The sequence below is a fragment of the Desulfovibrio sp. MES5 genome, from assembly GCF_002237645.1.
GTDB lineage: Bacteria > Desulfobacterota > Desulfovibrionia > Desulfovibrionales > Desulfovibrionaceae > Desulfovibrio.
On the sequence record NZ_MJUZ01000012.1, the window covers coordinates 57,545 to 71,089 of the forward strand.

The 13,545-nt window shown below is 59.6% G+C and carries 12 protein-coding genes and 1 rRNA gene; 11 read left to right on the forward strand and 2 right to left on the reverse strand.

What is annotated here, in order from left to right:
* Position 1 precedes the first annotated feature (1 nt).
* On the forward strand, positions 2-1,393 hold the full coding sequence (locus BCS36_RS04875) for a cytochrome C (RefSeq protein WP_291301788.1): 1,392 nt from the start codon (positions 2-4) through the stop codon (positions 1,391-1,393).
* Between the two features lie 2 nt (positions 1,394-1,395).
* On the forward strand, positions 1,396-2,985 hold the full coding sequence (locus tag BCS36_RS04880; RefSeq protein WP_291301789.1) for a c-type cytochrome: 1,590 nt from the start codon (positions 1,396-1,398) through the stop codon (positions 2,983-2,985).
* A gap of 367 nt (positions 2,986-3,352) precedes the next feature.
* Here BCS36_RS04880 and BCS36_RS04885 read toward each other — a convergent pair whose 3' ends face one another.
* Positions 3,353-3,850, reverse strand: coding sequence for a VUT family protein (locus BCS36_RS04885; RefSeq protein ID WP_291301790.1), 498 nt, complete (start codon positions 3,848-3,850; stop codon positions 3,353-3,355).
* Positions 3,851-4,125: 275 nt separating this feature from the next.
* On the opposite strand from BCS36_RS04885, the gene era reads away from it, so the two are divergent.
* The 7 genes from era (at position 4,126) to fliQ (ending at position 8,956) form a co-directional block, all read left to right on the forward strand.
* Positions 4,126-5,049, forward strand: a complete 924-nt coding sequence (gene era, locus BCS36_RS04890; protein ID WP_291301791.1) for a GTPase Era — start codon at positions 4,126-4,128, stop codon at positions 5,047-5,049.
* A 2-nt stretch (positions 5,050-5,051) separates the two neighbouring features.
* Complete coding sequence (locus BCS36_RS04895; protein WP_291301792.1) at positions 5,052-5,783, forward strand: YggS family pyridoxal phosphate-dependent enzyme; 732 nt, start codon at positions 5,052-5,054, stop codon at positions 5,781-5,783.
* Between the two features lie 150 nt (positions 5,784-5,933).
* The gene (gene fliL / locus BCS36_RS04900; RefSeq protein ID WP_291301793.1) at positions 5,934-6,578 is read left to right on the forward strand and encodes a flagellar basal body-associated protein FliL; all 645 of its coding nucleotides are present in this window, start codon (positions 5,934-5,936) and stop codon (positions 6,576-6,578) included.
* Positions 6,579-6,657: 79 nt separating this feature from the next.
* Entirely contained in the window at positions 6,658-7,233 is a 576-nt protein-coding gene (fliN, locus tag BCS36_RS04905; protein ID WP_291301794.1) for a flagellar motor switch protein FliN, read from the forward strand.
* On the forward strand, positions 7,226-7,882 hold the full coding sequence (gene fliO, locus BCS36_RS04910; RefSeq protein WP_291301795.1) for a flagellar biosynthetic protein FliO: 657 nt from the start codon (positions 7,226-7,228) through the stop codon (positions 7,880-7,882). Before fliN ends, fliO begins: the two co-directional genes overlap by 8 nt.
* Positions 7,815-8,609, forward strand: a complete 795-nt coding sequence (gene fliP, locus BCS36_RS04915; protein ID WP_291301796.1) for a flagellar type III secretion system pore protein FliP — start codon at positions 7,815-7,817, stop codon at positions 8,607-8,609. The genes fliO and fliP overlap by 68 nt, the downstream gene beginning before the upstream one ends.
* A gap of 77 nt (positions 8,610-8,686) precedes the next feature.
* Entirely contained in the window at positions 8,687-8,956 is a 270-nt protein-coding gene (fliQ, locus tag BCS36_RS04920; protein WP_291301797.1) for a flagellar biosynthesis protein FliQ, read from the forward strand.
* Positions 8,957-9,303: 347 nt separating this feature from the next.
* On the opposite strand, the gene BCS36_RS04925 is transcribed toward fliQ, so the two are convergent.
* A complete protein-coding gene (locus BCS36_RS04925) occupies positions 9,304-10,104 on the reverse strand; it encodes an RNA methyltransferase (protein ID WP_291301798.1) in 801 nt (266 codons plus the stop codon).
* 135 nt (positions 10,105-10,239) lie between these two features.
* On the opposite strand from BCS36_RS04925, the gene BCS36_RS04930 reads away from it, so the two are divergent.
* Together BCS36_RS04930 and BCS36_RS04935 are read left to right on the forward strand one after the other, a co-directional pair.
* Entirely contained in the window at positions 10,240-12,024 is a 1,785-nt protein-coding gene (locus tag BCS36_RS04930; RefSeq protein ID WP_291301799.1) for a lytic transglycosylase domain-containing protein, read from the forward strand.
* Between the two features lie 735 nt (positions 12,025-12,759).
* Positions 12,760-13,545: ribosomal RNA gene (locus BCS36_RS04935) — 16S ribosomal RNA — on the forward strand; the annotation flags it as partial.

Below are 13,545 nucleotides of genomic sequence, written 5' to 3' on the forward strand. Positions count from 1 at the left end.
CATGATTTTTCCCATTCTGCACATTCCGGGTGTTGGCGACGGCATGACCATCGCCTTGGACGCCGTGCTGCACGTCGTCATAAGTCACGGTCTGGCCATTGGCTTCATGACCATGCTGATTCTTTTTCAAACCATGACGTATGCGGGCAAGGGGCCGCACTGGGCGCGCATCAGCCGCAGCCTGCTGGGCCCGGCGGTGGTGGTCATCACCTCCGTGGGCGCGGTGACGGGCGTGGGCATCTGGTTCATCACCGGCATTCTCGCGCCGGAGGGCATAGGCTCGCTTATCCACCTCTTTTTCTGGCCCTGGTTCATCGAGTGGGGCGCTTTTACCTCTGAAGTCATCCTGCTGCTTTTTTACTATTATTTGTGGGACAGGCTGGCGGAAAAGCATCCCGGGCGTCTGACAGCTCTGGGCTGGGGCTACGTGACCATGGCCGTCATTTCGGCCATCCTCATATCCGGCATCCTGGGCTTCATGCTCACGCCCGACGGCTGGCCCTGGGGGCAGACGTTTGACGAGGCATACTACAATCCTACTTTTGTGCCCCAGGTCTTTTTGCGGCTGGCTGGCGGGCTTGCCATAGGCTCGCTGCTGCTGTCGGCCTGGATAGCCTGGCGCTTCAAGGGCACGCAGGAGGAGCGGGGCAGCGCCCTGCGGCTTGCGGGCGGCGTTTTTCTTGGCTGTGTGGCAGTGGGCGGGGTCAGCGCGTGGGTTTACTTCTCGCGCGTGCCCATGACCTTTCTCACCCACTGGAAGTTCGCTGTGGCCACGTCCTACATGTCGCAGATGCCGGACTTTCTGCCCACCCTCAACGCCACTGCGGTCGGATTGCTTTGCCTCACCGGGTTGGCCGCCGTGCTGCGCTGGCCGGTGGTATGCCGCATTCTCTGCATCCCGGCCATCCTGCTCAGCGTGTTCATGGTGATGGAATTCGAGCGTATACGTGAATTCGTGCGCGGGCCGTATCTGCTGCCCGGCCATATGTACGCCAACCAGGTGCCGCTGGTGGAAAAGCTGGCTGTTGACGAAAAGAATGAAAGCTATCTGTCGCGCATGCGTTGGGTGGACGACGACGGCAAGCTGCCGCCGGACATGGTGGCGGGCAAGGCGCTGTTTGCCGCCAACTGCGGCGTGTGCCACACCACGGTCAAGGGCGGGCTGAACAATATCGGCATCCGCGTGGCCGGGCGCACTCTGGACAGCCTCAACGCCATTGTGTCCATTACGGAAAATCTCGGCCCCTTCATGACGCCCTTTACGGGGTCTGAACCGGAGCGGTTGCTGCTGGCCAGCTACATTTACATGCTCGGAACCGAGCAGGGCTATATCAAGATCCCGCAGGCGCCGAAAACTCCGGCAGCCCAGGCGGCGGGCAGGGAGGCGAAGTAGCCATGAACAAATGGACTGATCTCTTCCTCCTGCATCCCCTGCCCGAGGGTTGGCTTAACGGCCTTCTTTTCGTGACCTTTGGCCTGCATCTGCTGTTTGCCCTGCTTATTGTGGGCACGGCCATTCTGGGATTTGTGTTCTTTTTGCAGGACTGGCTGGACAATGACCAGCCGGGGCAGCACTGGAACAGCAAGTTCCTGCACACCCATCTGGGGCTCAAAAGTCTGGCCGTAGTGCTTGGCATTGCACCTCTGCTGCTCATACAGATCCGCTATTCCTACTCCTTCTTCACCGCCACAGGCCTTTTCGCTTACGCGTGGCTGGCGGTGATACCCCTGCTGATCGTGGCTTTTCTGCTCATTGACGGCTTTAACCATTCGATGACCAGCCGCGCCTGGCTGGCCATGGTCTGCGGCGTCATCGGCGTGGGAGCCCTGCTTACCGTGCCCGCCATCTTTACCGGGGCGCTGGCGCTGATGGAGCGGCAGCCCCTGTGGGCTCGGTTCGGGCAGTCCGGCGGGCAGGATTTTGCCGTTTTGCCCGCGCTGGGGCCGCACTGGCTGTTGCGTTATCTGCACGTTATCGGCGCGGCTCTTGTGCTTGGCGCGGCATTTCAGCTCTTTTTCTCCACAAGGAACAATCCGGAGAAAACCCCACGCCTGCGGAGCTGGATTTTCGGCGCAACCCTGGCGCAGATTCTCATAGGCATACCGCTGCTGTTCACAGTGGCCGCCGAGCTCACCTGGATCATCGTCGCGGCGCTTACGGTGGGCGCGACGGCCGCCCTGCTGGTTTTGTGGGTGCTGCGTCCCCGTCAGTCCGCTTTGGAACCGGCCCCAAGGCCCGTGCCGCTGCCCGCGCCGCGTAGTCTGCTCTGGTTGCTCCCGCTGGCCTTCGCGGCCATGCTGGTGGGCCGTCAGTTCATACAGGACGGGGCCATGAATCCCCTTCAGGCCGCCAATGACGCCTACCGCGCCGAGCGGGCCAAGACTATGGATCCCTTCCGCCAGCCTTCGCTGGACGCCTACGCCCTCAAACTCAAGACAGTGTATGACAATGGCGACGTCATTTACGATCAGGCCTGCGCGCCCTGTCATGGTCTGGAAGGCAAGGGCGACGGCCCCGCAGCAAGGCAGCTTATTGTGCCCGCCGAGCACGTAGCCGACATCCGGGCCAACAGGGACTATATCTATACCCTCGTGCGGGACGGGGTGCCCGGTTCCGGCATGCCGTATTTCCGCCTTTATGACCGAGAAAAGATTGAGATGGTGCTGGACGCCATGGGCAAGCGCTTTAACATGTTCGGCAAGACCGATGTGCCGACGGACCGCGAGCCGGAGAGCGACGCCATGATCGTATGGGCTGAAACCTGCTCGGTCTGCCACGGCGTCGAGGGCGAGATCACCGCGTTCGGGCATACCTTGCTGCCCCCGCCGCCGGATTTGCAGCAGTATACCATGACCCATTCCCGTGCGCTTGAGGTCATCACCAACGGCTACCCCGGCACGGTCATGCCGCCATTCCGCCACTTGCCGCAGGAAGTGCTGGAGGATCTGACCATCATCAGCAATACCTTCAGAGCGGTGAAGTAAGAGCTTGGAGTGCGTCAGGCCGTTGGCGGCTTTGCTGCCAACAGCCCGGAGAAGCAAGAGCGCAAGGACCGTGAATAGGCCAAGAGGCTGGTAACAGCCAACGCACGCGACTACGCGCAAAAAAGAAAAGAAAACTGCCCGAAGGCGTCATCCTTCGGGCAGTCTTTTTATGGCAATGGTTGGCGCATGCGCCAGCGGTTTGAGCATTTTTACTTTAACAGTGCTCTGGCGACTGCGTGAGCCGATGCCAGCAGGGCTTACGGCTGAAGACAGCACCTCTATTAATTTGCGCTGTTAGGCGTCGAAGCGAGGGTGCCTTAACCTTTGAGAATGTCCATCGCACCGTTACTATGCTCTATCCGACGGATCAGGATTCCAACCCCATGGCGTACTCGCGCTGTTCGCGGCGGCGTACCAGCCAGAAGACCAGCAACGAGCCCAGCAGTTTGCTTATGCTCATAGTTATGATGGACCAGGGCGTGGCAAGGCCGATGATGAGCAGAAAGACGACGCTGTCCAGAGGAGCGCCCACAAGGCTTGAAATAAGTATGCGCTGCGAGAACGGGCGGTTGGTAAACGTAAACAGCGCCCAGTCGCCCAGTTCGCCCATGGCGAAGGCGGCGGCGCTGGCCAGCGCGAGCTGCGGGGTGGCCATGTACCAGCTTATGACGCAGCCCGCCAGCATGGCCCACAGCACATGATGGCCCACGCGGCGCTGCGCATAGTCGCGCACCACGAAAATAAAGCCCACTATCAGCGACAGAGGAGCCCACATTTCGCCATTGGGCAGTTCAACCAGGGGCGTAACGGCAAAGGCGTAGTTCACGCCCACAATAAGTGCCATGTAGGTAAAGAGAGTAAACATGGGCGCGAGAGTAAGCGTTGGCGGCATGATCGTCAAGTGAGGCGCGGCCGCAAAACGGGCCAGCGCAGCGAAGAAAATGGTATAACCCCATGCTGTTTTTTGTTTTTTTAGAAGAAGGGGAGGCGCTGCCCACAGGGCGGCAGAGCCTGTAGGCCAGGCTTGCGGCTTGACCACAGCGCGCGGATATGGGACAGAAAAACAGTTTAGTATGTATCTAGAAAAATTCTGCGCCTTTTTGTGCGCAGCGTAGGCCGGATCTTCGGCCAGGAGATGTAATGACCGACCTGCAATACCGTTGCGGTTGGGTGGCGCTTATGGGGCCGCCCAATGCTGGCAAATCCACTTTGCTCAATTCCATTCTCGGGCAGAAGGTGACCATTGTCACGCCCAAACCGCAAACCACACGTAATCAGATCGTGGGCATCCACACCGATGAGGATTCCCAGATCATTTTTATGGATACTCCCGGCCTCACCCAGGTGCGCGGCCGTCTGAGCAAGACCATGATCCAGGCCGTATGGCAAAGTCTGGGGCAGGCTGACATCATCATGCCGGTGTTGGACGCCCACATGTACATCCGCCATCCCGAATTTCTCGATCGCGATCTGGCCCCGGTGGCCCAGGCTCTTGCCAGTGACGAGCGCCCGATGATCGTGGTGGTCAACAAGGTGGACCTCTTCAGCGACAAAAGCCGCATGCTGCCCCTGCTGACAAAGCTGCACGAAATGTGGCCAAAGGCTGAAATATTCCCCGTGTCCGCCCTGCGGCGCGACGGCCTGACCGAACTTGTGGCGCTTATCAATAAAAAGCTGCCCAAGGGGGTTGCCCAGTTCCCCGAAGACCAGATTTCCACCGCGCCCCTGCGCTTCATGACGGCGGAAATCATCCGCGAAAAGCTGTTTCTCCATCTGCGGCAGGAAGTTCCCTATTCCGTGGCTGTTGACGTGGAAAACTGGGAAGAAGACGAAGAACGCGGGCAAACGGTCATTCACGCCACCATTTACGTGGCCCGCCCCATGCATAAAGCAATGGTCATCGGCCGGGCCGGGCAGTCCATCAAGGTCATCGGCACCGAGGCCCGCAAGGACATTCAGACCCTTGTGGGCGGCAAGGTGCATCTGGAGCTCTGGGTCAAGGTGCGCGAGCACTGGACTGAAGACGCGGCCTTTTTGCGCGATCTCGGCATGATGGCGGAGTAGCTATGGATCTGCTGGAACGTTACGGTCATGTGTTGGACAGGTTGAATACGGCCTGCGCCGCCGCCGGGCGGCCCAGGCAGGATGTGACCCTCATCGCCGTCTCCAAACTGCACCCGGCAAGCGATGTGGCCGCCGTGGCCGCCGCCGGACAGGTGGACTTTGGCGAAAACTATGTGCAGGAAGCTCTGCAAAAGCGCGAGGATCTGGCGGCTGACGCCGGGTCCGCCGCGCTTGCCGCAGGCATACGCTGGCACATGATAGGGCATGTGCAGAGCCGCAAGGCCGCGCAGGTGGCGGGGGCCTTTGCCCTCATACACACGCTTGATTCCCGCAAACTGGCGGACGGCCTTGAAAAACGCATGGGTGACGCAGACGAGCGGCAACCCGTGCTTTTTGAGATAAATATCGCCTCCGAACCGCAAAAAAGCGGCCTTATGCCTGCAGATTTACCGGAATTGGCCGATTATGTACTTGAGAGTTGCCCGCACCTGGAAGTGCAGGGTCTCATGTGCCTGCCCCCGGTTTTTGACGCCGGTGATGCGGCGCGTCCCCATTTTGCCCATCTGCGCGAGCTGCGGGACGGTCTGCGCCAGCATACGGGCCTGCCCCTGCCCATCCTTTCTATGGGCATGAGCGGCGACTTTGAGGCCGCTGTGGCCGAAGGGGCAACTCTGGTACGCATAGGCACGGATATTTTTGGGCCGCGTCCGGCCAAAACGCCGCCTCTGGCATAGTGTCTGCAATAGTTTGCAACAGGCATTGAGGCCGGTTTTGCGGGCAGCGGCGTTTCGGGCCTCTTCGGGCTTTCCGAAGGAGCTCCCCTCCCGTGAACATGACGGCGGCGCGGCATGGCCGTGGCGCTGCAAAGGCCAACGGAGTTGATTATGGCGGCTAAGGAAAAAGAAGCCCCGGCCCTGCCCGAGGGTCAGGCTGAAATCCCCAAGAAAAAATCCCGGGTCAAGCGAATAGTCATTATTTTGGCGATCTTGCTCATGACCTTGAGCGGCGCTGGAATAGGCGGTTACTGGTGGCTCTATCTGCGTACGCCCTCCAACAGTTCGGGAGCTGCCGCGTCTGATGCCGCTGGCGCTCCTGCCGCAGCGGGCCAGCCTGCGGGTTCGTCCCAGGCAGGCGGCCAGGGCGGAGCGTCCGCGCAGGGTCAGTCTGGCGGTCAGAACGCGGCCGGAGGCGACGGGCGTATTGAACGACAAAGCGACCTGCCCCGCAGCGGCGGCATGGTGCTGCCCCTGCCTTCCATCACCGTCAATCTGTCCGATCCTACCGGGCGGCGTTATCTCAAGATGAGCATGGAGGTGGAGGTCAACGCCGATGTTTCGGCTGCCCTTCAGGCCAACAACGCCCGCATCCGCGACGCCATCATCATGCTGCTGGCTGGCAAGAATTATGCGGACATAGCCACCCCGGACGGCAAGGTGCTGCTCAAGGCCGAAGTGGCGGCGCGCCTTAACCAGATACTTGGGGCGCAGCGCGTTATCCGCGTGTACTTTACTGACTTTGTGGTCGAATAGTTTTTTTGCGCGGCTTCGCCGCAAGGCCAATGCCCCGGATGCGCACGCGCCCGGCGGCAGGAAGACAACGAGGTGACACATGTCGCAGGAAGATCAGGACAAACTGGCCGCCGAATGGGAAGCCGAACTCGCCAAGGAGTCTGATGCTGCCGGAGATTCCGGCGGCACGGCTGAAGCTGCCGCCCCCTCGGCAACGCCCCCCGCTGGCGACGACGCTCAGCGTCAGGCTGATGAGGCGCTTGCGGCCCAATGGGCCGCCAGTATGGCCCAGGAAGAGGAATCCCCTGCGCACCAGTCCTTTGGCGGGGCCGGGGCTGGCATGGGCGGCCATGCGTCCGAGGCCCATTTCAAAGATATGACGGAAATGGCCCGTCAGCCAGCCGACAACAAACTCAAGCGGGAACTGGACTTTATTCTGGACATTCCGCTGGACGTGTCGGCGGAGCTCGGGCGCACCCGGCTGCTCATCAACGAACTGCTGCAACTGGGTCAGGGGTCGGTGGTGGAGCTGAACAAGCTCGCTGGCGAGCCGCTGGAAGTCTACGTCAACGGCAAGCTCGTGGCGCGCGGCGAAGCTGTGGTCATCAACGAAAAGTTTGGCGTGCGCCTTACCGACATCATCAGTCCCATTGAAAGGGTGAAACAGCTTGGCTAGCCTTGTACATGCCGCAGAACATGCCGCAGCCTTGGCCGCTACGGGCGGCCCCGTCTCTTCTTCGCTGCCCGCAGAAGCGGGCAGGTCGGGGCAGGCGGTGCGCGGCGTGGTGGAACAGAGTGCGGCAGCGTTGCCGCACGGGCTGGATCGGGTGGTGGAAAACGCCGTCGAGCTGACGCGCCAGGGGCTTGGCGCTGCAGCACAGGCGGCGGGGCGCTTTGCGGACACGCTTGCTGACAACCTCGACGGAGGCTTGGCCGGGCAGGCCGCAGCCAAAGCGGCTGAACACGGCACGGGCCTTGGGAGCAGCTCCTTTTCCTGGGGCGGCTACGCGCAGGCTGTGGGCATACTGTTTTTGCTGGTTGCCCTGCTGTGGCTGGTGGTCTGGGTGGTGCGGCGTTTTGGCAAGTTCAATTTTCTGCCGCGTCCTGGGGCGCTGCCCAAGGGCGCGCTGGTTATGGAGGCGCAGTTGCCGCTGGGGCCCCGCAAGGGACTTATGGTGGTACGCTTCTTGAATAGAAGGCTGTTGCTGGGAGTGACCGACCAGCACATAACCCTTCTGACAGAGGAGCAGGCGCAGCATGAGCCGCAGGACAAAGATTTTCAACACATCATGGAAGAAGCCGCTCGCAGTACTGACAGCCGCTAGCATTCTTCTTTTGCTGCCCCATCTGGCCCATGCCGCCCAGGACATGGCCATGCCCACCTTGCAGCTCAGCCTTGCCGGCGGCGCGAAATCGCCGGAAAAAGTCTCGGTGCTGCTGGAAATTCTCTTTCTCCTCACTGTCCTTTCGGTGGCGCCCGCCATCATGCTCACGGTCACCAGCTTTACCCGCATCATCATCGTGTTCAGCTTTCTGCGTCAGGCCATGGGCGTGCAGCAACTGCCGCCCACCCAGATACTGGCAAGCCTCGCCATTTTTATGACGGTGGTCATCATGTATCCCGTGGGCAAGCAGATCAACGATGAAGCCCTGCAACCCTACCTCAGCGAACGTATGGACTATAAAGAGGCGCTGGACAAGGCGCAGGCCCCTCTGCGCACCTTTATGTTCAAGCACACGCGTGAAAAAGACCTCTCCATCTTTTATTCCATCAGCAAGATGGAAGCCCCGAGGAGCAAGGAAGAGGTTCCCACCACGCTGCTGGCGGCGGCCTATGTCATCAGCGAACTGAAAACGGCCTTTACCATCGGCTTTCTCATCTACATTCCCTTTCTCGTTCTGGACATGGTCATTTCCAGCGTGCTGCTGGCCATGGGCATGATGATGCTGCCCCCCATGATGGTTTCCATGCCGTTCAAACTGCTGCTTTTTGTCATGGTTGACGGCTGGAACCTGCTGGTGGGGTCGCTGGTCAACAGCTTCTTGCTCTGACGAAGGTCTGGCATCATTTTTGTAAGTACAGAGAGCCAGTTGCTGGCAGCGTCAAATTTTTCCGCGAGGGTAGATCCATGTCTCCTGATTTTGTCATCGGTTTTGGCCGTCAGGCTATTGAACTCTGCCTCATGATGGCCTTGCCCATGCTTGCGGTGGGCCTGGGCGTGGGTGTGCTTGTAAGCGTTATTCAGGCCGCTACCCAGATTCAGGAAATGACCCTGACCTTTATTCCCAAGATCGTCTGCATGTTTCTGGCCCTGCTGCTGGCCCTGCCTTGGCTCATGGAACGCATGATAACCTTCACGCGCGACGTGTTTATCAATATCCCCAATTATGTGCGGTAGACTGATGCGGTTCTTCTGCAATTTCATCATCAGAGGCAAGGAATTTTTCCATTGCCCAACGACGCGGACAATGCGCCATGTATCGGAACTGGTATAAACAGTATGATGTACAAAAAGATGTAATTGCAGCAGGAAATATAGAAGATCAGATCAAGTCTAGAGAAAATACAGAAAGATTCTGCTGTTCAATAAAAAAAGGAAATGTCGTGGACATTTCCTTTTTTTATTGTCTGCCGCCCCATCCTTGTGTAGGTTGGAGATCGTGCGCTTTGCCAAAGGGTAAGAAACTGTTCTGTTTTTTGCATGGGGCGCACGTCAGAGTCGTTGCGCCCAGCCATGCGGCAACCTCAGGGTCTGGTGCGTACAGATGCCGCCAGGCCCAGAAGGATGGCCCCGGCCTGAGCCACATTGAGCGAATCAAAAGTCCGCGCCAGGGGTATGCGCAGCATATGCGCGCACCGCTTGGCGACGCCTGGCCGCAATCCCTTGTCTTCATTGCCCAGCACCAGAATGGCGGGCAGAAGCATGGGTTCGGCAAAGGCGTCAAGGCTCCCGGATCCGGGGTGACCGCCTGCGCCGTAGATGGTCAGTCCGGCCTCTTCTGCGCTGTCCAGGGCATGCCCCAGGTTCGTCACGCGGGCCACGGGCAGGTGTTCAAGGGCTCCTGCGGCGGCTCGCCGCGCCGCCGGGCCAAGGTAGGCGCTGTTGTGGCGGGGCAGGATGATGCCCGCGCCCCCAAGGGCGTACAGGGTACGGCAGAGCGTTCCCACATTGCCGGGGTCCTGCACCTGATCAAGGGCCAGGACTATGGGCAGGGGAGCCTGCTCCACGCTCGCAAAAATGTCGTCAAGCTCGCAAAAGCTGGTGACAGAAAGGCGGGCCACCACGCCCTGATGGCCGACCGCATCCCGGCCCGACTCACGGCTGCCGCCGCTGGCAGGTCGGCACAGGCGGTCGAGGACGGGCTGGTCCACCAGCGTAAAACGCACGTCGTTTTTTCGGCAGAGGTCCTGCATTTCGCGGGCCTCGGGGCCGCGAAGCCCCTTCTTGCAGAATACGCAGTCAATGCGCTGCGGGTCGCTGGACAGCAGTTCCAGCACAGGTTTGAGCCCCGGCAGAAGAGGGGCGTCTTCAGATTGGGTATGCATACGCGCCTCCGCGCGGAGTGACACGGCCGCCACGGGCTGCCGAGGTAAAAATTATGAGGAAAAGGGCGTTCACAGTCATCGGCTGTGTACGCATCTTCCCGGCTCCTGGCAAGCCGGGCGGACGAGGAGTACGCCATGACGGAGTATAGTATGGACATTGCCGCTCAAGGACGCAAGGGTGTTACCGTGGGGCTGCGCCTGTGCGTGCTGGCGGTTGCGTGTTGCCTCATGCTGGCCGGGGGCTGCGCCTCGCGGCAGAATAGCGACTCTGGCGGTCGCGGCGTTTCCTTTACTGTTCCCGATGACGACCCCACCCCCTTGAGCAGCAAGGAAATGGCGGCGCTCCAGTCCACGGGTCAGGTGGACAAAAGCGTGCCCCCCGAGGCAATGGACGACGTAACCCGGCAGTACAAGTACTATCTGCACAAGGGGCGCAATTCTGTCTGCGTGTTTTCCAAAAGGGCCGAAGGATATCTGAACTATTCGCGCCAGGTTTTTCGTTCGCGCGGCATTCCTGAAGAGCTGGCCTACCTCGCCATTGTTGAAAGCGGCTACCGTGTTGACGCCCGCTCCCCTGTTGGGGCCGCAGGCGCGTGGCAATTCATGCCCGGCACGGGCGAACGCTTCGGCCTCACCCAGGACTGGTGGACAGACGAAAGGCTTGATCCCTATGAATCCGCTGAGGCCGCCGCGGACTATCTGCAGAAACTGCACGAATACTTTGGCGACTGGCCCACGGCCGTAGCTGCCTATAACGCTGGCGAGGGCAAGATCAGCCGGGCCAAGGAAGGCACGGGCGGCAAAAATTTCTACGAGATCAAGGCGCGCAACCACATGCTGGACGACAAGGCGCAGCTGCGCGATGAAACCAAGCAGTATGTGCCGCGCTTTCTGGCCATTACCAAGATCATGCGCAACCTGCCCGATCTGGGGTTCGAGCCCATCCGTCCTGAAAATGCGCCGGGCGTGCAGCGTCTTACGGCGCGCCCCGGCACGGATCTGAACGGGCTGGCCGAGGCCTGCGGCATGAGCTGGGGCGAGTTTACCGCCTATAACCGACATCACAAGCGCCGGATTACAGATACGGGACGTTCCACCTTTGTCTATGTGCCTGCCCAAAAAGAGCGTCAGGCCCAGGCTTTTCTGGGGTCGCCACGGTGCACCTCCTATGCCGGATGGGGCGCCATGCGGGTCGCCAGCAATGCCGACTCCTGGGAAAAAATCAGCCGCCGCTGCGGCGTGCCCGTGGCGCAACTGCGCGCGCTCAATCCTGGCGAAAGCCGCTTGAGCGCCGGGCAGACAGTGCTTGCGCCGCGCTCGGTGGATATGTCCGCCAAGGCTGTGGCGGCGCTGGACGGCAAGGCGCAGCCAAAGGCCGAGAGCGGCAAAAAGTCCGCCTCTTCGCCCAAGGCAGTGGCGCAAGCGCCAGTTCAGGCGCCGGGCCAGGCTCCGGGCCAGACTTCTGGCCAGAAGCCAGTTCAAGCATCGGCGCGGGCTGCGGCCCCATCGGGCAGCCATACCCTGCAGCCCAATGAAACCCTGTATGCCGTGGCCAAACAGCACAATGTCACGGTCAAGGATTTGCAGGATCATAATAATATAAACAATCCCAATACGCTTCAGGCCGGAACCGTTCTGCGCATCCCGGCAGGGACCAGCCCTGGGGCCGGGCCTGCGGCCAAGCCTGCGGGCGGGGGCGCGACCGGCGGGTCTGACGGCAGAGTGGGCGGCACGGCGAGCGCTACGGCGAACGCCAAGCCCGTCGCCAAGTCGTCCAAAACCACATATACGGTGCAGGCCAAGGACAGCCTGTGGAAGATCGCGCGCGAACACAAGGTCAGCGTTGAAGACCTCATGCGCTGGAATGGCGTGAACGAGAAAAATCTGCGCGCGGGCTCTGTGCTGGTGGTTGAGCAGTAGGCCGGCTGGCCTTATGACGGAAGCCCTTCGGTGGGGCGTTTGCGGTCTGAGCGAAGGCGTTTCGGCAAAAGCCGCGCCTGTGGCCGATAAACGCAAATACTCCCTCAGTCAGACTACAACAAACTGATAAAAAAAGAAGAAATCGGTTGACATCAGCCCCCTCTTTGGGGCAAATTCTCGTTTCGCGCAACGGCACTGACTTTGAAACGGCACGCAGGCGAAAGAAATTTCGTCAAGCCGAAAGAAAGTGATTGACGGGGTGCGAAAAGAGGTGCATAAGTCTCCTCCCGCTCATACAAAACTGAATAATGACTTTTAGTTGCGATGCCGAAATCATTTCAGCAAAGCGAAAATAAGTGATTGACAGTCTGGGCAAAGGGGAGCATAAGTCTCCCTCGCTCATACAAAACTGCATAATGACTTTAGTTCGCTGGCCCGGAAAGATTTTGGGAAAGCGAAAAAAAGTGATTGACAGATTGAGCGAAGTGGAGCATAAGTCTCTTCCGTTCTTACGAAAACTGAATACAGCTTGAAACAACGCCGCCGAAACAAATTCGGCGGGATTGAAAAAAAGTTGTTGACAGCGAGAACGAAAGGGGGCATAAACCTCCTTCGCGCCGCCCGAAAGGACGGCGGGCCGAATAGGCCGAGTGGTTCATTGACAAGTGAATAGCGAGTGGGAAGAAAGTCTTTGAGATTCCGATTTCTGCGAAAGCAGGGATCTTGTACAGATTTGAACTGGAGAGTTTGATTCTGGCTCAGATTGAACGCTGGCGGCGTGCTTAACACATGCAAGTCGAACGTGAAAGGGGCTTCGGCCCCAAGTAAAGTGGCGCACGGGTGAGTAACACGTGGATAATCTGCCCTTATGATCGGGATAACAGTCGGAAACGGCTGCTAATACCGGATACGCTCAAAATGAACTTTTTGAGGAAAGGTGACCTCTGCTTGCAAGTTACTGCATGAGGATGAGTCCGCGGCCCATTAGCTTGTTGGCGGGGTAACGGCCCACCAAGGCGACGATGGGTAGCCGATTTGAGAGGATGATCGGCCACACTGGGACTGAAACACGGCCCAGACTCCTACGGGAGGCAGCAGTGGGGAATATTGCGCAATGGGCGAAAGCCTGACGCAGCGACGCCGCGTGAGGGATGAAGGTTCTCGGATCGTAAACCTCTGTCAGAAGGGAAGAAACCGCACCGTGCTAATCAGCGGTGCATTGACGGTACCTTCAAAGGAAGCACCGGCTAACTCCGTGCCAGCAGCCGCGGTAATACGGAGGGTGCAAGCGTTAATCGGAATTACTGGGCGTAAAGCGCACGTAGGCTGCTTTGTAAGTCAGGGGTGAAATCCCACGGCTCAACCGTGGAACTGCCTTTGATACTGCTTAGCTTGAATCCGGGAGAGGGTGGCGGAATTCCAGGTGTAGGAGTGAAATCCGTAGATATCTGGAGGAACATCAGTGGCGAAGGCGGCCACCTGGACCGGTATTGACGCTGAGGTGCGAAAGCGTGGGGAGCC